Source organism: Pseudoalteromonas sp. 0303, from assembly GCF_013349995.1.
Classification (GTDB): Bacteria; Pseudomonadota; Gammaproteobacteria; order Enterobacterales; family Alteromonadaceae; genus Pseudoalteromonas.
Genome location: NZ_JABVXF010000016.1, coordinates 52919 through 77128, shown reverse-complemented (window position 1 = coordinate 77128; position 24210 = coordinate 52919). Strand labels below are relative to the sequence as shown.

Below are 24210 nucleotides of genomic sequence, written 5' to 3'. Positions count from 1 at the left end.
ATTGTGTTTCTTATATTCTCACAAACCTGTATTCAATAAATTATACTTTTCACTTTGGAGGGGGATTTATGAAATTTGTGTTTTTACTAGTCATTTTAGTATTGAGCCATACTGCTCATGCCGCTGATACTGTGAGAGTTATCAAGTTTAAAACTATCGGTCTCACAGTTAATGAGTACAACATTGCAGATTTAATATATAAAGAAGCTGCTCAGAAGCAAGGCGCTTATTTCATTGTTAATAATTCACAAGCAGGTGTATTAAGCTATAGCGAGAAGGCCCGTATTTTACGCCCTATATCGGTAAGTATAGTTGACTACACAATCGAAGATAGTGAAGTAATAGCGACCATACGCTATGATCATGCAGCTTTAGAGGTCGTAATGGGTAACTATAAGTTATACATGAGGAACAAGAAAAATTCCGAAGAAATAGTTAACGCGAAGATAACTGAATTTTGTCAAAAATCCTCATCTAACTCTTCAGAAATCGAGAACATTCTCTCTAGCTCAGAACTTAACGACTCAACAGCCTCTTTAAAGGATGATGAGCTCCTTAAACTATCAAAAGAGTCTGACTCTATAAGTCAGTTATTAATTAATGAATGTAATTTATAGAAAATCTTCTAATACTTTAACACCTAGTTTCTAAAACGTGGCTCTGAACACTTGTGATTAAGAACTAATGAACTTTTTTGTCAAATAGCAGCCCTTCAAGCGTAACTCATATCTGCCCTAAAATGTGTTACGTCGTTAAACACGAAATCAGATAATCGGCTCATTAGATATACAAGAAGTAATGTTTGTCAAAAGGTATGGTCAGATACCATTTACGCATATAAATGCAGGCAAATTATTTGGTCTCTAAAAACCGATTAATTGAAAAATATCGTAATGAATAGATGTTTTTAAGGTACTATGTCAAACTATAACAGTTAAGTGTTATATCAATTTTGTTTTAAAGAAGACGTCTTATGGCCAGTTCAGAGCAATTAAAAGCATTGTTGCAGTCGCATCTAGAAAAGGATGACGACCGATTTATGTCTATTGCTTTGCAAGTCGCAGCACATGAAGCCCGTAGTGGTCATGGCAAACTTGCGCAGGAGCTGCGAGATCTTGTTACAGTAGCTAAAAAGAAGTCTTCTGCAGATAAAAATGCTCCAATTTCAATTGCAAAAGGAGTTCAGGATGCTGGTGGGCTTCTTTTTGCGTCTCAGCCTAAAAACAGGCTTGTTGACTTGATTGCAAAAGATGATTTGAAAGTTCGGCTTGAGCGATTGGTCAGAGAGCAAAAATTCATGACGAAATTAAAAACTCATGGATTGTCTCCTCGTCGAAAAGTGCTACTGGTTGGTCCCCCAGGAACAGGTAAAACGTTTACTGCATCAATCTTGGCTGGAGAATTAGACTACCCTCTATTTCAAGTAAGGCTTGATGCTTTGATAACGAAGTTTATGGGCGAATCTTCTGCCAAGTTAAGACAAGTTTTCGATGCAATTAACAATGTTCGAGGTGTGTATTTTTTTGATGAATTCGACGCTCTAGGCTCACAGCGGAATTCTCAGAACGATGTGGGTGAAGCTCGCAGAATATTAAATAGCTTTCTTCAAATGATCGAACAAGATGAGTCTAATAGTTTAATCGTGTGCGCTACCAATCATATTGAAATCTTGGATAATGCGTTATTTAGACGATTTGACGATGTTATCAGGTATGAATTGCCAGAAGATGACGAAATTATAACCTTGTTTAAAAACAGGCTTAAGCCGTATGTAGCAAAGAACTTTCAATGGAAAAAATTGCCAGAGATAGCTAAAGAATTGAGTAGTGCAGAGATCACTCGAGCTGCGGATGAATCAATCAAAGATATGCTGATTAATGGAACAGTGCGAATCACGTTAGCAACTGTTCAAGATGCGATCTTAGATCGAAAGAACATGAGAAAAAATTTGTTTTAAATTTATATTAATGGATAGGGATAATGGAAGGAAAAAAACACTTATTTGTAGGAAAAAACGGGAAAGCACAGAAATATACCTATCCAAGACAAGTCATAATATCGCCTACCATACCAAAAAGAGACCGAGCTGCTCACGGTGCTAATCTTTCATCTCAGTTAACAATAGCGAAAGTTGCCGAAGAAGCTATTAGTGAAGAAATTGATAATATTGAGTTAGATACTCCAGTAGGAGTTCAACTCTCATTTGAAAGTTTTCCTGGTTTTGAAATCGCATTTGAAAAATTAGCTGATGTTCGAAGCGGAATAGAGCTACTGAGCGTAGTTCAAAAAGAAAACAACATCTATGTGGCAAACGTGTTGGTACCACTGGGTAAATTTGGAGTTTTAGAGAAAAAAATTTCAGAATATTTAAATTCAAGTAAAGACAATAAATCAGGTCCTAAACACGCGGTTCTTTTGAACGCAATTTCCACTATTCGTAATACTGTTATAGAAAACCTTTGGACAGATAATCCAGATCTATTTCCTATTTCCAATGAGGAAATTGATTGGTTTGAAATATGGTTACCTGTGGGTGATGATCGGGTTGCGGTAATTAATGATTTTAAAAGGCTTTGTGGTATTCATGAAATAATCGTATCAGATAGTACACTTGAGTTTCCGGAAAGGACGGTATTACTTGTTAAGGCATCTTTAGATCAGCTAGCAAGTTCAGCTGCACTTCTAAGTAAGATCTCTGAAATACGTAAATCAAAAACAACAGCTGAATTTTTTGATTCTCAGGATATAGAAGATCAGCGCCAATGGGTTGAGGAACTAATTGAAAGAGTAGAATACAATTTTGATCATGATAACGTCCCTTATATTTCTATATTAGATACTGGTATAAATGTTGGTCATCCTCTTTTATCTGCCGTTATTAATCCTAATGATATGTTTGTTGTTGATCCTGCTTGGAATAATGCTGATGCTGATGGTCATGGAACTTCAATGGCTGGGCTTGCTATCTGGGGTGATTTGACATCTGCTCTTGGAACATCTGGCCGAATAAATATCAATCACAGATTAGAATCTATTAAGCTTTTACGTTATCCCGGTGATAACAGAGACAAACACCTTGGGCAAGTGACTGCTTCTGGTATTTCGTTATCTGAGATCGAAAATTTTGAAAGAAAACGAATTTATACACTTGCTCTATCAGCAAAAGATTCAAAAGATCGAGGTAAACCATCAGCGTGGTCCTCGGAATTAGATGCACTGGCAGTTGACTATAGCGGAGAGAATTTATATCCACGTTTTTTTGTTGTTTGTGCTGGCAATAATGAAGGGAATTTAACCCAATTAAAAGAATACCCCCAATACAATGAGTTACAAGATATCCATGACCCTGGTCAGTCATGGAATGTTTTGACTGTTGGTGCATGCACTAATAAAACACAGATAACAGATGATGGTGGGGAAAATTATACTCCGCTTGCTCCCAATGGTGGGTTGAGCCCACATAGTACTACATCTGTGACCTGGATTAACTCAATGCCTATTAAACCAGAAGTGGTTTTTGAAGGTGGAAATATGGGAGTTGATGATTATTCGGCGGCTTCTATGTTAAGTCTGCAGCTTTTGACTACTCATCATAATTTCAATACACGACTATTTTCAACATTTAATGCAACTAGTGCTGCAACCGCGTTAGCTGCAAAATTTGCCGCTGAGATAGGTGCGTCATACCCTAACCTATGGCCAGAAACGGTAAGAGCTTTAATTGTTCATTCAGCGAGCTGGACTGAAAGCATGCTCAGTCAATTCTCCTACCCAGGGAAAACAGCGCGGCAACGAGCTCATCATTTAGTCAGATGTGTTGGTTACGGTGTTCCAAATCTCAGAAAAGCGTTGTGGAGTGCAAATAATTCGTTAGTAATGATTGTTGAGGATGAGCTACAACCGTTTGAAAGAATTAAAGGGAAAGAACCATCGACTAAAGATATGCATGTCCATGATATTCCTTGGCCGAAAGAACAGCTTTTGGAATTAGGTGATGTTCCAGTAAAAATGACTATCACTCTGTCTTACTTTATTGAACCTAATCCATCTAGCCGTAACATATCAAGTAAATATCGTTATCCAAGTCATCAACTGCGTTTTGATATAAAACGTCCGACAGAGTCAAAATCTGAATTTTTGAAACGATTAAGCCGAGCAGCTAGAGCTGAAGAAGAAGGTTCGTCAACTCCTCCACCAGATCCTAACTGGCTATTAGGTGATTTTCGTAATAAAGGGTCTATTCATAAAGACATTTGGGAAGGTACTGCGGCTGACTTAGCTGAACGAGGTTTTTTAGCTATTTATCCCGCAATGGGTTGGTGGCGAACTCGTAAAAAGTTGGAACGATTTAATAAAAAAGCTCGTTATTCATTAATTGTGTCGATTGAAACACCATCAACCGATGTAGATTTATATACCCCGGTGGAAACTGAGATCAGGAATAGGGCTATTATTGAAAATGTGGTAACTGTAGACAATTAGTTTAATTAATCCATGCTATTAGCTCGTTATGTCCAGAGGCGGGTTATTTATATAACTCGTTAATTAGATGGTACGCCCCACCCATTAGCTAAACTAACAGAGTTGGCTATTATTGGAGGAAACCATTATGTCAGTTGTTAAAGTTATAGGTATTGATTTAGGTAAATCAACTTTTCATTTAAGTGGCCATGATCACGCTGGTCGAGAAGTTTTTCGTCACAAGTTCTCTAGAGCAAAGTTAATTAGTTTTCTTTCAAATTTTCCAAGCACTCTAATTGCAATGGAAGCTTGTTGCGGTTCAAATTGGTTGGCTAGGAAATGTATCCAAATGGGTCATCAGGCTAAACTTATACCCGCCCAGTATGTAAAACCCTACGTTAAGACACATAAAAATGACTTTATAGATGCAAACGCAATCGCCGAAGCTGCTACTAGACCGAGTATGAGATTTGTATCTCCTAAAACAGAAGAAGCTCAATTAGGGATCGTGATTAGACGTATTCGTTCTGGCTTCATCAAAGAGCGAACAGCTTGCATGAGCAGAATTGGCTCTATCTTGACAGAGTTTGGCCTAAGTTTTCCTAGAGGTCACCATCACATGAAAAACCTTTTTCAATGGTTAGCAGATCAGGGGGAGTCTTTACCAGCTTTACTTATAGCTGAACTAAAAAGTCAATTGGATTACTACCATCATTTGAATCACTTAATTAAAGAGCAAGAAGCTAAATTAAAGCTATTAAATAAAGAAAATGAAGTTGTTGCACTACTTCAAACAATTCCGGGCATAGGGCCAATGACAGCTTCATGCTGCGTATCTGCTGTTGGGGATGCAAATGACTTCAAGAACGGCCGAAATTTTGGGCATGGATAGGTTTGGTTCCATATCAGCATAGTACAGGTGGAAAACCAAGACTCCTTGGAATATCCAAGCGAGGTAACAAGGAATTAAGGGAGTTGTTTGTTCATGCAGCACGAGCAGTAATGTGGAGAGATAACACCGCCAATAAGTTTTTTGGGCAATGGTTATTAGACCTTAAATGTCGAAAACCCTTTAATGTAGCAGTTGTTGCTTTAGCTAATAAATTGGCCCGAATTGCGTGGTCAGTGATGTCAACAAAACAACCATTCGAATTAAAAGTGTAAAAGTCAGATTTGCAATGATAATTATTGATGACAAAACGGTTAGACCACCAGATTGAAAACCTGAGGGGCAGAGCAGCATAAAAAATGCTTTCTCGTTTATGAGGACAATCTGGCGCGGATCTCATCGTAGAGCTGGGACTAATGAAAGTCTCTAATAGACTCTGAATACATTAGCGCAAACCATCTCCGTTATTTTTAATTATTAACTTGCAAAACGGGGCGTACCATACAAACTGCCCCAAAACGAGCTAACATAATTGCTTTAGCATACTGCGGAATTTACCTAAAGCATAAGAAGTGATTTGCTAGATAGCTGTTTAAATTATTAATTGCTAATCTAGCCAAACTTAGGTGTAATGGAAACATAATAAACGCTGAGCAGTGCAGGGAAAGCTTAAATAAGGCCAGATATGCCAAAGAAATTGGCTTACTAAAGCTTAGGCCACAAAAAGCAAACCCCATAGCATAAATAACACCAACTCTGACACACCGTTCAGGTAGCGACTCAGTCCAACAAGCGATTATGCAACACAAACTGCGTGCCGTGCCGCATAAATACTAAAATGTTAGACGCTCAGTGTAAGCCTCAACATATTTCCAAAGGAAACAAGGATTAATGAGAACTTTTTACAAGTACATGCCGTATTCAACACTTATAAAGTTTCTAAATGATCCTTGTTTAAGGGTAACACTGAGTAATTGCCAGAATGACCCTTTTGAATTCGGGTATAGTTCGAGCGATATTGAAGTACTGAACCGTAAAAGTCACTCTAAAGACCTAGGGGATAAGCTAAAAGAATTTTCAAAACTTCATGGCATAATTTCACTTACTACATCCAAAGATAATATCTTGATGTGGTCACATTATGCAGATAGCCATAAAGGTGCTGTGGTAGAAGTTTATATAGATGACGACAAGCCTCAGTCGATTTTCGTAAATAGTACTGGTCCAGATACACCTCCCTTTAGATATCAAGATTTCATATTTGACAAAGTTATTTATGGTAAAAATCGAAGGTTTCACCAAATAGACTCAGAAGAAAATTTAGAGAAGATAAAACATCATTATTATTTCACAAAAGCAAAAGAGTGGCAGCTTGAAAAGGAGTATAGGTTCATTACACCTATGAGCTGGATCAACAGGATCTTATTTAATGAGGCGGGGTACAATAAAGCCAAGAAAATCCTTGGTAATTTCTCGTCATCGATTACTTGCATCAACCCAAATAGTTCAAATTGTAAATTCTATGAATTAGAATCAGCATCAATCACTATTATTTCTATAAAGAAGTTCGAATTACTTGCTCAGTTATGGCTGCAATCTAATAGCAATGAAACTATGTTTTTCATCCGTTTAAATAGTGGTATCACAGGGGGCGGAGGCAATCAAATTGGCCGAATATTTCTAGGGTGCCAAGCAAATTGTATTGATTTCATTTCACAGTTAAAAAATGACAGTCATGAACCATTATCCATTATCCATTATGGAAAATTATTCAAGCCTTCTAACTGGAGAGCTAAGAAATGTATTAATTGGTGAGATTGATAAAGATCAGTATAAGTTATCATTCAAATCTCTGACTGGTAACATTTATTCATAGTAATATCGAAAATGCGGTTAACAAGAAAATCCAAGTTACGCCTACTGCGCACTTGATTTAGGCGTTACTGATTAAATACTCTAACGTGTTTTTGTCCATCGACGATTTATCAATATAACTCACCTTTGCCCCAAAATTGTTTAGCTCAGGATTCCTGACCACTTTCTCATGTCAACTCTTGACCTACATATACTAATAACAGATTATGAGGCTAGTTGAGCAATTGTGATTATACAGGCATTTTCTGCAATTTGTGAGTGGAAGGATGTAATACACATATAGAACAATATGTTACTTCTATGGCGTCTGTATTTTATGAAAATATTATAAATACATCGCCTGCAGAAAAGGCACTGTTAGTTGCCAAATCATCGTAGTATGGAGTATTTATGAACAGGGATTGGGAATCTGTTTTTACAACTTGGTCGCAAGGGCCAAGCAAAACAGAACAGGAGCGAGCGGAGAATGCGGAGCGCCAAATTAGACAAGCAATTCATGATAGTGAAAAGTTAAGAAATCGAAATATTAAAGTTTTTACACAAGGCTCTTATCGAAATCGTGTCAATGTTAGAAAAGATAGCGATGTTGATATTGGTGTTGTTTGTTTTGATACATTTTTCCCTGTATACCCCGATGATAATGTTAAAGCCGAATTAAATAAGAGTTTTAGTGACGGCGTTTATACTTATGCATTATTCAAGAATGAGCTTGAAGAAGCTCTTGTTTCTAGGTTTGGTAGAGAAGCTGTATCAAGAGGAAGCAAATCATTCGATATCAAAGAGAATACGTATAGAGTTGAGTCAGACGTAGCTGCATTTTTCGAACATCGCAGGTATACATCCATAACTCATTACTTATCAGGAGTTGAAATGATTCCTGATGATTACACTCCTCCTAGAGTGAGAAATTGGCCTGAACAGCATTATCAAAATGGAGTGGCAAAGAATGACGCTACATCTAGAAGATACAAGCGAGTCGTAAGAATACTCAAAACCCTTTGCAATGAAATGGCAAGTAAAAAAATAAAATCTGCTGAAGATACGCCAAGTTTTTTAGTTGAATGTTTGGTGTTTAACGCATCAAATGAATGTTTTGGCTACCAATCTTTCAAGCCAATGGTTAGAGCTGTTCTTGCTGAACTATTCAATAATACTATGAATGATCAAAAATGTAGTGAGTGGGGTGAAGTTAGTGAACTAAAATATCTATTCCGCTCTTCGCAGCCTTGGACTCGTCAAGGAGCTCATCAGTTTATAAGTGATGCATGGGATTATGTGGGGTATGAATAATGCTAACTAGACTTCATATTTCGTCATTTGTAGGTCTCACCATAATTGTCTGGCTATTGGCTCTCTGGTTTCAAGGCATGCCTGTACTAAATGCTGACTTTCTAAAACCTTTCGGCACGGTTGTTGGCGTAATTGCGATTTTTGTTACCCTTTTTAATAAGTACATGTGGTCATGGAAAATCTTTAAGGGCTGGTATGTAAAACGGCCAGATATTAGGGGCACGTGGAAAGTAGAATTGAAAAGCAGTTGGATAAACCCCGAAACAGGAGAGGAAACTCCTCCTATTTACGGTTACGCCGTCGTTAGACAAACTTTGACTTTTCTAAGCGTACGTTTAATGACTAAAGAGTCTCGATCTATTTTAGTCGCTCATAGTATTGAACAACAAGAAGATGACGATTTATTCAAGCTTGTTGGAGTTTATCGAAACGAACCCAAAATAGAGTTACAAGGGAAACGAAGTGAAATTCACCATGGGTCGTTTGCACTAGAAATTCATGGCTCACCCGTGTATGAGCTTGAAGGGTATTATTGGACTGATAGATCCACCAAGGGAGGAATGCAACTCACTGATAGAGTTAAAAAATTGTATGATAGCTATAATCAGGCTGAGCAAGGATTTGGCAACTAACAAGTCATTCAAAGGACAAAAAAGTAGCTGGATTTTGATCCTTCGTCGCTAATTTTAGCCAGCTATTTTATTGCCTCTGATTGAGGCGTTAACTCTACTGAAAAAGTTCATCATTTGAGGTTATATGAATTATATATGTCTTGATACTTGCGTATTTCTTGATATTTCAACGAAAAAGCAAGATCTTGCTTTGGTTTCAGCTTTGGAAGAGCTAGTCGAAACCAATGTGGTGAAACTGGTTGTTATAGACTTGGTTGCTGAAGAATACGAGAGAAATAAAGAAGATGTTGCAAACAAGACTGCAAGACGATTGTCTCAAGAGTTTAAACAAGTAAAAGCTGTGGTAAGTGAGTTCGCTAGTGCAAACCAAGAACAAACGCTCGAAGTGCTAAATGACATAAATGCACGATTGCCTTTATTAACAGATGCCAATTACAGCACAATCAACAGAGTCGAAAAACTAATCCAGTCTGCGGAGCTAATTAATATTAGTGAGCGTTCAAAAGTTGCAGCGGTTCAACGTGGCTTGGATAAAAAAGCCCCATTTCATATCAGTAAAAACTCGGTTGCAGACGCTGTTATTATCGAGCAGTTTTATGAGTTTTCGCTTGATGTTGATGCTACTGATAGCTGCTTCTTTATCACTCACAATCACAATGATTTTTCAGCCAAAGACCATAGAAAACCACATGAAGACTTCGACGATATTTTTAATCGTGAAAATGTTCATTATTTCAATAATCTTGCATCAGCTTTGAACATCATTGATGAGGATGTGTTGGCTGAGATCGAGTTTGAGTACGATTACACTGAAGAAACTCGTGGCTTACGAGAAATTCTTGATGTAATGGACGAGTTGGTGGATAAAGTTTGGTACAACAGACACCAGAATAGGATGTGGCAGATCGAACATGGTGAAATTGAAGTTGTGCCGGAGGGTACCGAACGGTACGGAAGTGCTGTCATACATGAACATATCCTAGAGGGTGCAATTAAATCTGCACAAAAAGTCGAAAGTAAGTATGAGGACACCGGTCCGTGGTCAGACTTTGAATGGGGTATGATAAATGGCAAATTATCAGCCTTACGTTGGGTTCTTGGCGACGAATGGGATATGTTAGGCACCTAACCTAGTGTAGTTTTAACAAACGCCCAAGGGAGCAACCTACTTTTCCTAATCTAACAGATACACTATGGAGCACTAGTTCTAAAACGAAACTGTCCAAAAACGAGCTTCTCTGAACGTCAACTTTTCACTCATAGCCGACTTATAAAATAATTTGAGGTCTAGAGTGCATTGGTTTTTCATGCTTCAGCTCAATCAAATCTCGCCTACAAATTATATTTACAATAGTTCCAATCAATTTTAATCGATGCAGCTAGCAATTTATTAACCTTCAATCATCTCATTTACGCGTTTGATTAGTTTCTTTCGGGCTGAAGTATCTATTGGGGGCAGTACGAAGTCTATTTTCATTTCAATGCCAAGTGAATCCATTAAACCAAATAATCTGTTTACGGATAAGGAGCCACTCCCCTTTTCAAAGTCACCTACCGTATTGATACTATTACCCGAAAATTCTCCAATTGTTCTTTGGTCTAATCCTTGGCTTTTTCTAACAGCAGATATTAATTTACCTAGTTGCTTTGCTGAGCTTACTGACACTTCCATTTTTTGCTCCATATTTCACAGATAATTGTGAATAATAGAGCAGCAAACCAGACCAAGCAATAAATTCACAATATATTGTGAAAAGAATATGTAATTCCTAAAGCTATTACAAATTGAATGTAGAATTAAAAAGAATGAGTATTTTTCGGTACACTTTTTAATAGGGAATTCAAAAAAGTTTTTTAGAAGCCTATCTCACCTAGTGGTTTTTTAATTAATACCAGGACAGTGATGCAGGTTTCAGAGGTACATCTACAGTCGTTTCACAAGCTAAATTTTTAATCAACTTAAAATTTTCTATAGATGGGAAATGAAAAAACCGGCCTAAAAAGGCCGGCAATTTCGCCCAAGTCCAGTGGTCGTAATGCCAAACGTGGAGCATGGGATAGCCATATAATAGTAAACCTACTACGTTCAAAAGCAAGTAAATTTACAACTTAGTATCAAGCGGTAATTCAGTGAAGCTCATGTCTTTTAAGTGGTAATCGTATAAGTATTTACCTTTGTCTTTAGGGTTTTTGTAATACTTTTCGTTGTATTCACTTTTGTTTTCTTTTTCCCATTCCTCAAAAAATACGTATCGCAGTTCCCTAATATCCACACCATCATCAAAATTTTGCCCAGTAATAAATTTATGTACTTTACCTTTGTGAATAACTAAATGAGAACCTGCATATATGCCCCAGCTATAATCCCAATTACCTGACCCTAATTTTCTTGGGTGATACAAGTAAACATCATCCCCCATGTAATCGCTCATAAAATACAATGAAACAAAATTTCCATTTGCTTCAAAGATTACATATGCAGATTTACTTTCTTGATCATATGAAGAAACTCTACCAAGTCCAAGGTATTGACCGCAGCGATTTATAACAAGAGTCAAATTTTCACATTGATATTTATTTTTATAGGTTATAATTCGTTGAGTATTTGTTGTCTTTTCTGACTCTATTTCAAGCCCTTTCTTGGCAGCAATTTCATCAAGCTTTTTCGAAGCTCTAGCAATAATACCTTCAGGGTTTGCAAGTACTGATTGGTCTACATTTTCAACTTTAACAATAAATTGGGCGCTCTTAGCTAATGGCTCGTTTTCAATAATGCTATCATTAATAGCTGTACTGGCTGCTCCAGCAAAATCTAACATTAACAACTGACCTATAGCCATTGCACTCGAACCTGGTACTTTACGAGTCCCTGCATCACCGTCAGCACTGTCCATAAACTTATTGCTGCCAGCTAAACGCATGGTTGTTTTTGCAAAAGAGTCATTCTCGTTAGATTGAAAATTATCATATATGACGGGCTCTTTAGTAGAAGAGCAAGCTGATAAAGTTAATGCCATGACTGAAGCTAAGGCTATTTTAGTTATATTTTTCATAGATTTTCTCGTTTGTCCCGAAAGTAACTCTATCGTACTTTATTATTTATATCGCGCAACTTTATAGTCATTAATCATCATTATGGAAATAGCATACCAATGGTCTCGGCACATATGAACAATCAATATCATCTGCATTTATGATACTTCTTGCTTCAATAGCTCTCTCAGCCAGTTCAGCGTCAACAGCTCTTTGTGTTGTTCTATCAACAGCGTTTTCTCGACCTTCATTATTAAGCATTCGACCAGAACCAGTCAGCTTATCAAGGTCTTGATCGAAATCAGCAATACCAGACTCGATCATTATGTTAATCCATTCGCTTAAATCAATTTTATTCCAGTCTAGGTTAGACAATTGTTCAGGGGTTAACCCCGGGCAATTCCTTATTTTTGAGCCATCAACTTCTTCAGTTGTATATTCTTCTAGGTCATGGCCAAGCATTGGGGATGCTTGTTCCATTATTATTCGAGATAGGATGGAGTCATAACAGCAATAATCTTGGCGACGTAGATAGCAGACACCCAAAGCATCTTCAGCACAGTATTTCTTTCCTACGGGAATGCATTGTTTCGTAGCAAGCCTAACTCCCATATCCATTTCATACTCGTGGCAAGCTGTGAGCAAATTTAAAGCTAGTTTAATATATTGATACACCATGTATGCAGCATATACATAACCAATTACCGCTACAGCTTGACTTGCCCCTTCTGATAGCACCACTGTTGATGCCCCATTCTTAACAGTTTCTGTCATTAATGCCTGAGCTAACTCCTCTGGAATCGAGTCATAAATATATTTCATAACCGCTTGTTGTAGTTTTTCCATAGCCTGTTTAGAGAAAATATCCATTGCGGCCCCAGATGCATCAACCACCTCCCCTGCTGCATTACCTGCCGCAGTACTTGCCGCATCAGTAAATACTGTAGACACTGAAGACCAAGCGCTTGAAACAGCTTCACCAGCAGTTGTAGCTGCATTAGCAATAGGTTCTCTCAGACTCTGATAGCCGCCTACTACAGCATTGCTGGTTCCATCTAGTCCAGCTACAAATGCATCAGCTTGAAGCATGCCATAAGCAGCTTGTGCATATTCATAAATATCAACACCATCAGGAGCCTCACAACAGTCATTACCTAAACCACTTGGCTCCCAAGAACAAAATTTGCCTTCACCTTCAAAAATAGTGCACGTTGATGGGTCTGTAGGATCTTCACAGTTCATCCCATCTTCCATATGCTGTATTACTGTAGCCATAGCAAGAACATCTGCGAATTGGTCATTAACTTCACTATTTGATGTTTCACAATTCCCTCCAACACAAGGCAATGTAGCCGCACAGGTATTCTGTGTTACGGAGCTTGTTACAGTCGAAACAATTTCTTCATCACATTGGTACTCAATAGTGTAAGCGAAGCAAATATCATCGGCGTCATCTCGCTCCCAAAGCCACCCTTCAGCACATGTTCTTTCAATTTCTTGGCATTGCGTATCAGTTTGGTAGGTAGCGCAGTGGTTTGGTTGAGATTCTATCTCATCCCAGGAATAACATTGGAATTCATCCTCTATTCCTGCTGCTTTTTCTTCCTCAGTGGCTCTTCGAGTTACAATACAGTAATCTTCACCTTTAGTAGGATCACAATTGTATCCATCAAGGTTAACTCTCCAAGTTTTATTTCCTGTATCACCATTATAAAAAGGAGGGACTGTTTCTAATATTTCTGGGGGTAATCCAACGCTACCAACTTCGATATTTGTATAGCTATCAAATTTACAAAAACCTTCGAACCGGCTTTCAGTATCACCACTGGTGGTGTCACTAAACCCTGCTAAGCCATTGCTTTCCTTTAGCTCACTTTCAATCGCATCATAGCAACCGGCTGGATACTGTTTGTTTTCCCCTACTTCACCAGTAAACCTGTATCTTGCTTGAGCGTTCAAAATCCATTTTGTGTCACCACCATCATCAGTTTTATCTTCAACTTGGACAATACCTTTTAAACCATTTGCACATGTTGGCGCTTGCAACTCTCGAATCCAGGTACTTTCATCAATACTTCCATCTATAGTGGTGTTAGACCAAACACCAAGGCTTACCCTATTAATATTAGTATTATTAACTGTGCAGAAGTCTTCAAAACTTGGACCTTCAAATTTCAGCTCTGTTGCAATTGAATCAGTTGGGGCTATTGTCTTAGCAGTTTGCTGCTTTAGATCAAATTCTACTGTTAAAAATTGCTTGCCCTTACCTGCCATTTGCACAATTACGTCATATGCAACTGGTGTAGCTCTTTCAACTTCGCAATATAAGCTATTGCTTGCAAGTGGTTGCATACATAAATGATTTGTTGATTGTGTTGATGTAAATTCACGTGTAATGTCAACTGACTCATCAGTGCATGACGATAACCATGATCCGGTACCGTCAAGGGCATCATTCACTTCATTAAATCCGTAATTGAAAATACTGCTTCTTGGGTTTATTTCTGGAGGTTTATTGTCATTCTGAATTGATTGAATTGTTTGGTATACAGTTGCATCACTGGCAGTACCTGTTTTCAAACTGTTTATTTTAGTTGTTCCTGAAGAATAAAACTCTGTCTCATTACCATAGTGACTGTCTGCATCAAATGTTGTTTGAGAGTGATTTAGCTCTGAGCTAGTGTACTCGTTTTGATTTGAAACATGCTCAGCAACTTTTGATTCATCAATAGTGCCAACATAATTACCACTATCATCTTTTGTAAGCGAAACTCCTCCATTACTATAATTTGTAATTAAACCTCCACTAGCATTAGTCGATGGAACAACAGCTGACTTTGACATGTCTCTCGCAACATTTACGCTATCTTCAATCCGCTGCTGTGCATTGTCACCAAAATTACCATAAGCAGACAAATCAACTGTTCTAGATGTCTGTGGGGTTAGGTAGTATTTTTGAATTATTTCATTTTCTCGATTTTGATTTATGACTGTTTGATTTGGGTATTTTAATAACGTTTGATTTAAACGCTCATCATCGGAGCGGTTATTTGTTGGATCATCTGTTTTGTATTTTTGTTGAATTTGGTCAAACCGTTCCTGTGCAGCAATAGCCTTTTCAAATGGAGTGGCAATCGCGAGTAACCCTGCCCATACCCCAATTGCTGATACAGTAATGGTTTGACCAACCATGCTTGCAATGATTGTATATCCGGTTAATTTTTTCTTAAAACACTTCATTCAACATAGAGCCATGACAATTGATTTGAAGTTATTTTAAAATCTATATTTAAATCTAAATCCTAATTTTCATTAAATTTTTAATTAAAACTTGCTCAATTAAAGTCACCTGATAGAGTTAAAGGGCATCAGAGATGCCTTTGTTCCATTCTCATTTGAAATACATGCCATGATCTATAGTGAGGATGCTCCTACACTAGAAAAAGAACTGCATAGAAGATTTGAGAGAATATGTAAAAAAGTAAATCCCAGAAAAGAGTTTCTCTAAACTTCTTTAGCAGAGGTTAAACAAGTAGTTGAGCAGCAGAATTTACTTGATGTTCATTGGACACTAACAGCAGAAACTGCTAAATATAGGGAATCTTTAGCAATAGAAAATGCTCGACAAGAACATAATCTCACCTAATAGCAGTACCTCTGTTATGGAACATCAAACTGGCAAAGTATAGAAGCGAAAATAAGGAAATCCAGCGTCATTCTGGCTAAACTAGGATACAAAAGAAAAAAGCATACAAACTAAGAGATGAAAGTGAGTTTGTATGCTTGGGTATTGGTAATTAATTAGGAATTTGCTGGCTTAATAATTTATGAAATACACTTTAAAGATAGAAGCTGTGCTTGATATTGTCAAACTTCCATACTTAAAAATTTATCGAAACTTTGTGAGCTTCCTTGTTCGACATTAAGGTGGAGCCCATCGCTAATCCATCATCATAAATTAACCCTTATTTAATAAACATAGTTCCCCTCTAAGAGCAAACAAGACTATACGTCAGGTTAATAGTTTTCTGACTGACTTATCTCTGTGTGTTGACAGCTTTAGCTCTAAGTATCTCTTTGCTTTTCCTTTACCCATGTGATCAAGGCACTCGCAAATAATTGAAACACTGTTACTTATTTCTTCTTCGTATTTTAGGCTCGTATACTTGTGGTATGTTGTTTTCTTAAATTTAAATATGTGCATTGCTTGCTGTTTACTAAGCTTATATTTATTCAAAAAACGTCTAAAATCTTCACTTGTCATTAAATTACTCACTATTTGGAAGGTGAATTAATACCAGAACTAATTACGCAACAGTCATTAAACCGCCACAGTAAATATAAGTAGTCTTCAAGACCTGGGATGGTTCTACCACCAGCCGCTGTAGACCATTTATGTTCAGACTCACCCAATGGGTGACAGCACTTAGCATTTGGAGAGTTTCTATCAGCTTCTGCTACAGGGTGAAGCATCGAAAGCTTATACTGGGATTTGGGGATCATTGGCCAAAACTCGGGTTTACACATTGCATCCTCTCCGATTGTTTTTTTAGCCAACCCCTTTCGGTGCAAACTCGCAAGTACACGCTGTGTCAAAAGAGAAGTTACACGCGGGCCAGACTCACCATCATAAACATTTCCAGTAAATGGATAGAGACTTCCGTCGCAGCCTGCACAACCATATGTAGATTCTTGAACATCTCCTGCAGTAATTGCGGCACAATCCGTAGTACACCACGCTTTTGCAATTGGATTTGCAAATATAAATGCTTCTGGGGATAGTAAAATTGAGAGCAAATCATTGTTCCAAGTTGGATCAATCTCGCTAAGGTACATCAAATCAAAATCTGTATATTCACCACCACATTTAGGCAAATACAAAATTTCCAACATCGCAAATAATGGGTATGAATAGTAATGGTATTGGTACGTTGCCAAATCTGCACCACCGGAACTTTTAACATCCACTCCTGTGGACAATGAAAATAGATCATCCTGAAGCCTAACTCCCCCTAATGCGGGTGCACACCATGGAACTCTCACATGCTCGACTAATCTAGAAGGCTGCCAAAACCCTAGTTGATAGCCAAACTCCGGAATTCCAAGAGCATCATTACAAGCACAAATCGATTGGTCAGGTGCAGCCCCATTTGGTTTTGGACCTACTCCCATCAATCGCACTGGTAAGAAGCACGACCAACAAACTTCATTTATTATGTTGCTAAATACATTCGCGTTATTGCATGCGTTACCTTCAGCTTTTGTTTGCGTTGAAAATAAAGCGACTAAGAAAATAAGTGAAATCAATGTAAAGCGCATTACAATTGACCCACTTTTGACTCTAACCAATTAAATGCGATTAGAAAGTAATGCCAAGCGGTATCCCAGATTTGCTTTGCTACAGCGGGGTACTCGTAACTTAAATAGATCCCACCCAAAACGCCTAACCCAACTAAAATTAATTTCATTTTTCACTCCAATCGAATTGACGTACCAGTAAATAGCCATTGCTTTGTGTTTCGATTTTGCTTGGTGTAGCTTCCACTTTGAATTTCTCAATAACTTGTTTAGGCAAAATGAAAACTGGTGCCCCAAACTCATTTCGAAACTTACTAAGGTCATCCCACCCTTTGTCTTTATCCATATGGGTTAGATGAATCTGAAACTGTCCTGATATCGATTTTAATTCTTCCTTAACCCAATCAACTTGTGACTTCACATAGGGATCAATTACAAAAATGGTTAAATACATAGGGTATTGTTTTAAAGGGTTTGTTATGTCGCCAGCTCGGGCCAATATTTCTCCACGGCCATTTTTGATATCTTGAGTTACGCGAACAGTCGTATCTATTAGCCATTGCTTAGATTCTTCTGACGTTGGGAGAGGGTAAGTTTTATATTTCTTCCAGAACCTTTCTTTTGCTAAACGTTGCTTCTCAGCCCAATCAATCTTGCCTGCTGCAGCTTTCATTTGCTCGATGATGTCAGGTTCGTCAATATTGAATAATTGGCCTAATGGTTCTAACTTGAAATCGCCTTGTTTTTGGTCAAATTGCTCTTTTGCATATTGCGCATTCAATGTGCCCGGAGCAATAAGATGCTTATTACCATTTCTTATGACGATAGTTGGTACACCGGTTACATTAAACTCTTTAAATCTTAGTGGGTTTATTCCTACATTTGGCTCTACTTTTGATATGGCACTTAATTTCTGAATAAGCTTCATCGTCGATGATATGTGTGTAGCCCCTTTTTCTAGCCCTCTAAATAAAATTGTTAAGTTATGCTCTTTGGCCACTTTGAAGGCATCAATAAGTGCTCTTCTGGGCATTGAGAAACTTACGAAAATGGCGCCATCTGTACCTTCTAATAAATCAATTTTATTTTCTTGTTGTGGAAGCGCTCTCTTCATTGTTTCACTGGAAATAACAACAGCCTGATCTGCAATTGACTTGGCTAAAGCTATATCTTTTTCTTGAATTGTTGGCTTATCTATATCTTTTAACCACCCATTTTCTTTGGCTTTCTCGACAGCTTTATTCGCAGCGTCTTGAAAACTAGAAACATCATATTCGTTTTTTTGATTGGCACTTACCGAAACTGAAAACGCACAAAGCAAAACAATCGACTTAAAAAATTGCATATGCTTTCCCCAAAATATCCTCTTCATTTATTGGCCCCCAAAACCTGCTGTCATAGCTATAAATAGTCTCACCAACCATAAAGAATTCATTTTCATTCAAGGTGATTTGTCGCTCATACTCTTTTGGGTTTAACTGTAAGAAATTAATAGCATGCGTCATTCCAGCAATTTTGGATTCGACTCGATTTACAAACATTTCATTTGGCGAGTATTTGATTTCATCTCCTGGAACACCAGCTGCAATTTTTATGAAGCTCAACCCTTTATCAAAATTTTTATCTTCCTTGTTAAATTTGAATGCAACTAAATCACCCCTTTTAATATCCTTATCACGCTTGTCGACTATGAACATGCGAGCATACAAACACTGATCTTGAAAGGTAGGAAAAGAAAATGTGAAGCGAGCAAAAAACAATTCCGCTAACCCATATAAGCCTAGTAGTGTAAGGCAGACTATGATTGTGCTTTTTAACTTTATGCTATTCATAGCTAACTGTTTTTGTGAGAACGTAAATAAATTCTACAGTGGGATTTTTGAGTAATTCTGAGATTTTCTTTCGTATTGAACTATTTTTTGGCGATTAAGAGAGTATTTGTGGTACATTAACAACATACTAAAGTCTCCTCCAAAGAACTCTAGTATAAAAAAAGGTAGCCTTTGGTTGAGGCTACCTTTTTTGTAACTTAAACACGTCCTGTCTTAAATATGTTTGTTTAATTCTGTTTCCACTTCTTGTGATCGCTTCAGTTTTTATGAGTTTATCACTATCAATTCTTTAATATTTTTGCGATAGAAGTCATGGCAATTTTCAAAGCGCTATATATCGGCACTGTTCTTAAACGGAGCAAAAATACGGTGAAGATAATTTAAGAACCAAACTGTTCTATCATCAGTTCATCATCACCTTTTGGATCAAAAATAACTTGTTCATAGTCATCTTTTTTTATGTAAATTGCGATAATTTATAGCTCCAGCTTAGTGAATTCTGTAACCATGATGCTCTGCATAATAGGGAGCCCTCGACTGAATATCTTTATTAGCAAGGAAGTCTGAAAGTCTAAAGATAAAAACATCAGGTCCCTTTGCACCACTGTTTACAGCACTCACACTACCCCTAATTCTGCATATTCCCAAATATCCATATCTTCCGTTGTCCCTGACAACTTCATCTGGTGCAGTGTCTGAAACCACCACAACAAAGTCATGATCACTATCTAGTCTAGCGTCACCTCTTGCTCTAGATCCAATTAAGTAGAGTCTTTTAAAACCATATTGTGAATAATATGACTTACACTCTTCTAAGGCCAACTTGATCAACATAGGGTTTGCTTGCTCTGGAAGAGAGGGGAACTCCTTGCGAATGCTTTCTTTTAAGGCTTTCTCTTTTTGTTCGCGTTTTTCTTGAACATCCGCTTGTACTAACTCCATTAATTTCCTTTTTTCTTGATTGCTAAGCAGTAGACAAGCTAACCAAGAAAATCCTCTCGCCTCAAATGCAAGATCTCCATATGTTTCTTTAGCCCAAATGTCAATTTGAACATCACCATTTTTCCAAGCTTTTTTCACATGATTATAAAACATTTATTCTCCCTGGCATCGATTTTCCAGCTTCATCCAATGTACTCGAGCTTGTCCAAAATTAGTAAAATTGGCATCCCAACAATACCGAAAATTACCCCCCAGCTAATGCAGGCGTTGCATATTCTGTCCGATAGATTTCCCTGGGTACAGAGTTCATTCAATGGGTTTTCATTCATTTTATTTGCTACCTTTTCCAATATAGGTACGTTGATCAATGTACTTCTATATGCTGGCAACTAACGGCACAGCTTTATCCGTGACAGAAAAGAAATTCAAATCTGCATCTTCGCAGCGCCAATCGTCAACCGCTAAAATCAAATCATTGCCCCCGTCTACATTAACAAACTCGAACCGCTCCTGGTTGTGCGAAGGCTTATTAAATTCGCCATAACTAAGATTATCTTCAACGACGTATATTTTTACAGAGTTAGTCCTAGCTGACGTACATGTAACCTCACCATTCAATTTAAAAAAGTCATGAATCAGGTTCAGGTAATAATCCTTTTCATAAACCTTACCTCTTGGAACGCCCACCAAACTTCCAAATTCGCTGTTATACAAGCTAATAAATGCTGTGTATTCAGACGCAACGATTTTTTCATCTTCAATCATTGAGTATGCCAGTTGTCTTAATGGGCGCTCTTTCGGATTTTCAGTCAACACTTTGTACACATTAGCGTAGGTAACACCACCACTGTCCACAACATTATTCATATACCAAGGTACAACTTTGTCGACACTGTAAAACACAGCTAAACCGCAAGCAAATAAAAACAAATATCTTTTCATCTTGCATTCCAATACGCTATTTAACAACTATAATCGGTTCTTCACAGTGAGAACACTCACCCAAAGAAATCAACTTATTTCCTGCAAACGTCCACTTTTCAGCGATTTTTAAATCATCATCATTTAGCTGCTCATAATCGCCTTGAACTTCGCCTGTAATGTCATACATAGAACCATCAATTAATGTGACGATGTGATCTTTATCACTGTTGATTAGTGCAGTTGAATTAGGAAAAAGAGATTTAAGGAATAAGTGAAACTTATAGCAAGCGCCTTGTGTAAAGATGACTTGCATATAGTAATCAGTATCACGCAAATTACTAATTAACTGTAGCGGTGTTAATCCCATAAATACTCCGTTTTTCCAACCTAGCCAATAGCTGTTTTAAGTGCGGGTATAAGTAAGATCAAAGAGCACAGACTAATTGATATACCTTTTATTCGTTCAGTCGATTTAGTTACTGACAGCAAATCAAAAAGACCAACCAATATCAGTACACCTGCACCGAAAACTTGAAACCATGCTCCAGCTATTCCTTCTCTCTCAAATAATAAAGCTCCGATAAGAAACAAAAACAAAACCCATATACATAGAAAAACAACTGCTTGAGTTTCTGTTTTAAACCTATTCTGTGTCATATTTATTCCAATTAAACTATTTGTTCTTTTTATTCCATACGTTCAGAGCGTTTTTGAGGTACTGAATTGGCTCAGGCATAGGATGTGTTTTCCCTGGCTTAGTTTTGCGTTCATGTTTCGCATACTCACGTTCAATTTTGCTCCAATCCTTCGGGTAAAGCTCTTGAAATTTATTAATGAAGTCATCAAATGAATATCCTTCGTTTAACTCACCAACCACATTTTCGATTTTTTCATCTTTCTTCGTTATTACAGCCATTATTTTTCCCTTTAAGCCTGTTGAACATTTTACTTTTGTGAGTAGCGCTTAATTAAACGCCACTGGCAAAAGCTTGTTTTCCAATACGTTATTTTCTAAGTTTGGCAATACTCAATATTTCCTTAGCCTTTTGCTTTGAAATATTTTCGCCACCAAACCAGAACAATCTTTTTTTATGCTTGGTTGCCTTTAAAAGTTTACCGCCAGCAATCCAAATAGTTACTTTTCGCAAATGAGCATTACACTCTAGAATATTTATTAGCTCTACAAACGAACCTGATCCCTCTTGGATTAATTCAAAATGAGCAGAGTCAGAGCTAACAGGCCAACCAACTTTTAATTGAAAGAACTCACAACCCGTAACCGAATTTTTAATCGTTTCTTCACGTTCTTTGAGAATGTGATCCGGTGTTAAAGGCATAAATCAGATTTTCCAATCAAGTTAAATTAAGCCTTGAGCACGTAGCTCGCAGATTTCATCTGACTCCGAGGGCTCACAACGCTCGCCACATTCACACTCAATATATATTTTCTCATCCAAGTGCTCTTTCATTTCAACGTCACTGGTAGAACCGCAGCTTGTGCAAGTATATTCAACCGCTAGTTTATTGACCGTGAACAGTCGCATACAGGCTCGCCCTGTGTCACGCTCTTTGCCAGTGCAAAGGAACTGATCCTTATCAAAACAAACCGGAATAGCTGGTTTCGAGCATTGACTGTTTGTGCATCGAACCACGTTGCCGGTCACTGAATCTGAATAAACTGCGCTATCTAATTTCTTCAAATAATCGTTTTCTGTTATTTCAAATTCCACGTTAAATGCTCCTTATTCCAACTATTTCTTTTTAGCTACTTGTAGCATGATCTGCTCATTAGTCATGCCTTTAGCAAGCATCATAAGCAATGCAATTCTTTCAGCAGCGTATTCTTTTACTTCATCTGTTTGATGATGAGAGTATGTAGTTGTCGCAAAACCAATCTCTTTACCGCCATGCTTCATTCGAACACTCTTATGACCATAACCAGCTTGCACAACCTGAGCGTTGTCAATTTGATTTGTGGTATTTATCAGCTTCGTTGCACTACCCATGATTCGCTCCGGTTTGTTTTTCCAACACTCTATTTACTCTGGTAATGCGTTAGCAATAATCGCGGTAACAGCGTAAAACTCTAACTCACCACTTTCTGCTAGCTTACCTATTTCATGTAAAGCATTTTCTAATTCTACGATACGTTCTTGGGGGTCTTGGATGCTACTCGTTTCCTCTGGCAAATTTACCAAACTTACCTCTGTAGTATCTTCATTATCCCACTTTGCTCTACCAGCTTCATAACGATCATTGTTAGCTTTAATCTTTAGAAGATAACCTTCATCAATCAAATGTTCTATACCGTCAGTGTTACCATTAATGTTTTTGTAAAAAGCTACATCATTGTAATAACTGTGAGCTGGTAAACCGCGACCGCTGCATTCATAGCTCAAAGCAATATCACTGTTTTTATCAAGAACCGACTTACTTAATTCGATATATGCAATTATTTGTTGAACGGTTGATAGACCTTTATTTCGTATAGCTGTTTTCTGTCTTCTGAACTCAGCGCAATCAGCTAGATAGTCTTCTTTTTGCTGGTCAGTTAAGCTAATTTCGTTCATGTTTGTATTCCAATTGCTTAACTTACAATAAGTATCAGTTAAATATATTTAACTGTCAACTATTGAATTAAATATATTTAACTATTTATTACATGGGGTAAACCGTGTAGCATGTCGATATAGGCCTGCGCTTTTTTGTGGCCTTGCTCCACCTCTGCGGCCATCTGATGAATACGTGTTTTACTACAGCCCCATCGCTTAGCCAGCAACAAAGGTGTCCATCCACGCTTTTCATACTCTGCCTTAAATTCGGTTCTATTCAATTAAAATACTCTCAATAACCTTAATTTATTGGTTAAATATACTTAATTAGTTAGCATTGTAAAGGGGAAGGGTTACACCAAATTCCAACATAGCTGAATTTTTGGGCTTTAAAATGAGAACCCCTTACTAACTGGGGTGATATTGGAATAGTAGAAGCTGCACACTGAGGCTATCAAAGAGCTATGCAAAACAACTGCTCT

General features: G+C 37.6%; 25 protein-coding genes and 1 pseudogene. 9 read left to right on the top strand and 17 right to left on the bottom strand.

Annotated elements, in window-relative coordinates; translation table 11 throughout:
* Positions 1-68: 68 nt before the first annotated feature.
* The 8 genes and pseudogenes from HUS62_RS12135 to HUS62_RS12100 all read left to right on the top strand — a co-directional run bounded on the left by HUS62_RS12135 (position 69) and on the right by HUS62_RS12100 (position 10276).
* Entirely contained in the window at positions 69-617 is a 549-nt protein-coding gene (locus tag HUS62_RS12135; protein WP_175079718.1) for a hypothetical protein, read from the top strand.
* 356 nt (positions 618-973) lie between these two features.
* Positions 974-1957: an AAA family ATPase gene (locus HUS62_RS12130; RefSeq protein WP_175079717.1), complete on the top strand. Its 984-nt coding sequence runs from the start codon at positions 974-976 to the stop codon at positions 1955-1957.
* 23 nt (positions 1958-1980) lie between these two features.
* A complete protein-coding gene (locus tag HUS62_RS12125) occupies positions 1981-4482 on the top strand; it encodes a S8 family peptidase (protein ID WP_175079716.1) in 2502 nt (833 codons plus the stop codon).
* A 127-nt stretch (positions 4483-4609) separates the two neighbouring features.
* A pseudogene (locus HUS62_RS12120) lies at positions 4610-5625 on the top strand (IS110 family transposase).
* Between the two features lie 616 nt (positions 5626-6241).
* A complete protein-coding gene (locus tag HUS62_RS12115) occupies positions 6242-7165 on the top strand; it encodes a DUF2971 domain-containing protein (protein ID WP_175079715.1) in 924 nt (307 codons plus the stop codon).
* Between the two features lie 450 nt (positions 7166-7615).
* Positions 7616-8515, top strand: a complete 900-nt coding sequence (locus HUS62_RS12110; RefSeq protein ID WP_175079714.1) for a nucleotidyltransferase — start codon at positions 7616-7618, stop codon at positions 8513-8515.
* Complete coding sequence (locus HUS62_RS12105) at positions 8515-9147, top strand: hypothetical protein (RefSeq protein ID WP_175079713.1); 633 nt, start codon at positions 8515-8517, stop codon at positions 9145-9147. Before HUS62_RS12110 ends, HUS62_RS12105 begins: the two co-directional genes overlap by 1 nt.
* Positions 9148-9271: 124 nt before the next feature.
* The gene (locus HUS62_RS12100; RefSeq protein WP_175079712.1) at positions 9272-10276 is read left to right on the top strand and encodes a PIN domain-containing protein; all 1005 of its coding nucleotides are present in this window, start codon (positions 9272-9274) and stop codon (positions 10274-10276) included.
* Between the two features lie 261 nt (positions 10277-10537).
* Here HUS62_RS12100 and HUS62_RS12095 read toward each other — a convergent pair whose 3' ends face one another.
* The 3 genes from HUS62_RS12095 to traN form a co-directional block, all read right to left on the bottom strand.
* Positions 10538-10819 (bottom strand): helix-turn-helix domain-containing protein, encoded by a 282-nt coding sequence (locus HUS62_RS12095; protein ID WP_175079711.1) that lies wholly within the window; start codon positions 10817-10819, stop codon positions 10538-10540.
* A gap of 430 nt (positions 10820-11249) precedes the next feature.
* Positions 11250-12200 carry a hypothetical protein gene (locus tag HUS62_RS12090; protein ID WP_175079710.1) on the bottom strand — a complete coding sequence of 317 codons (951 nt, stop codon included), beginning with the start codon at positions 12198-12200 and terminating at the stop codon, positions 11250-11252.
* A 70-nt stretch (positions 12201-12270) separates the two neighbouring features.
* A complete protein-coding gene (gene traN, locus HUS62_RS12085; protein WP_175079709.1) occupies positions 12271-15420 on the bottom strand; it encodes a conjugal transfer protein TraN in 3150 nt (1049 codons plus the stop codon).
* 109 nt (positions 15421-15529) lie between these two features.
* On the opposite strand from traN, the gene HUS62_RS23500 reads away from it, so the two are divergent.
* Positions 15530-15688: a GIY-YIG nuclease family protein gene (locus HUS62_RS23500; RefSeq protein ID WP_404936072.1), complete on the top strand. Its 159-nt coding sequence runs from the start codon at positions 15530-15532 to the stop codon at positions 15686-15688.
* A 767-nt stretch (positions 15689-16455) separates the two neighbouring features.
* On the opposite strand, the gene HUS62_RS12080 is transcribed toward HUS62_RS23500, so the two are convergent.
* From HUS62_RS12080 to HUS62_RS12015, 14 genes are all read right to left on the bottom strand, one after another.
* Positions 16456-17499 carry a TraU family protein gene (locus tag HUS62_RS12080; RefSeq protein ID WP_175079708.1) on the bottom strand — a complete coding sequence of 348 codons (1044 nt, stop codon included), beginning with the start codon at positions 17497-17499 and terminating at the stop codon, positions 16456-16458.
* A complete protein-coding gene (locus HUS62_RS12075; protein WP_175079707.1) occupies positions 17499-17648 on the bottom strand; it encodes a hypothetical protein in 150 nt (49 codons plus the stop codon). Before HUS62_RS12075 ends, HUS62_RS12080 begins: the two co-directional genes overlap by 1 nt.
* Positions 17645-18823 carry a TrbC family F-type conjugative pilus assembly protein gene (locus HUS62_RS12070; RefSeq protein ID WP_175079706.1) on the bottom strand — a complete coding sequence of 393 codons (1179 nt, stop codon included), beginning with the start codon at positions 18821-18823 and terminating at the stop codon, positions 17645-17647. The genes HUS62_RS12075 and HUS62_RS12070 overlap by 4 nt, the downstream gene beginning before the upstream one ends.
* A complete protein-coding gene (gene lepB / locus HUS62_RS12065; RefSeq protein WP_175079705.1) occupies positions 18810-19310 on the bottom strand; it encodes a signal peptidase I in 501 nt (166 codons plus the stop codon). The genes HUS62_RS12070 and lepB overlap by 14 nt, the downstream gene beginning before the upstream one ends.
* Positions 19311-19799: 489 nt before the next feature.
* On the bottom strand, positions 19800-20405 hold the full coding sequence (locus HUS62_RS22900; RefSeq protein ID WP_220095023.1) for a nucleotidyltransferase domain-containing protein: 606 nt from the start codon (positions 20403-20405) through the stop codon (positions 19800-19802).
* 222 nt (positions 20406-20627) lie between these two features.
* A complete protein-coding gene (locus tag HUS62_RS12055) occupies positions 20628-21194 on the bottom strand; it encodes a hypothetical protein (protein WP_175079704.1) in 567 nt (188 codons plus the stop codon).
* A 16-nt stretch (positions 21195-21210) separates the two neighbouring features.
* A complete protein-coding gene (locus HUS62_RS12050) occupies positions 21211-21543 on the bottom strand; it encodes a hypothetical protein (RefSeq protein WP_175079703.1) in 333 nt (110 codons plus the stop codon).
* Between the two features lie 20 nt (positions 21544-21563).
* Positions 21564-21833: a hypothetical protein gene (locus HUS62_RS12045; RefSeq protein ID WP_175079702.1), complete on the bottom strand. Its 270-nt coding sequence runs from the start codon at positions 21831-21833 to the stop codon at positions 21564-21566.
* A 16-nt stretch (positions 21834-21849) separates the two neighbouring features.
* The gene (locus HUS62_RS12040; RefSeq protein WP_175079701.1) at positions 21850-22092 is read right to left on the bottom strand and encodes a hypothetical protein; all 243 of its coding nucleotides are present in this window, start codon (positions 22090-22092) and stop codon (positions 21850-21852) included.
* An 88-nt stretch (positions 22093-22180) separates the two neighbouring features.
* Positions 22181-22513 (bottom strand): hypothetical protein, encoded by a 333-nt coding sequence (locus HUS62_RS12035; protein ID WP_175079700.1) that lies wholly within the window; start codon positions 22511-22513, stop codon positions 22181-22183.
* 21 nt (positions 22514-22534) lie between these two features.
* Positions 22535-22906 (bottom strand): hypothetical protein, encoded by a 372-nt coding sequence (locus tag HUS62_RS12030; protein WP_175079699.1) that lies wholly within the window; start codon positions 22904-22906, stop codon positions 22535-22537.
* A 21-nt stretch (positions 22907-22927) separates the two neighbouring features.
* Positions 22928-23182, bottom strand: a complete 255-nt coding sequence (locus HUS62_RS12025; protein ID WP_175079698.1) for a hypothetical protein — start codon at positions 23180-23182, stop codon at positions 22928-22930.
* A 33-nt stretch (positions 23183-23215) separates the two neighbouring features.
* Positions 23216-23746: a hypothetical protein gene (locus HUS62_RS12020; RefSeq protein ID WP_175079697.1), complete on the bottom strand. Its 531-nt coding sequence runs from the start codon at positions 23744-23746 to the stop codon at positions 23216-23218.
* 77 nt (positions 23747-23823) lie between these two features.
* Positions 23824-24009 (bottom strand): hypothetical protein, encoded by a 186-nt coding sequence (locus HUS62_RS12015; RefSeq protein WP_175079696.1) that lies wholly within the window; start codon positions 24007-24009, stop codon positions 23824-23826.
* Positions 24010-24210 lie beyond the last annotated feature (201 nt).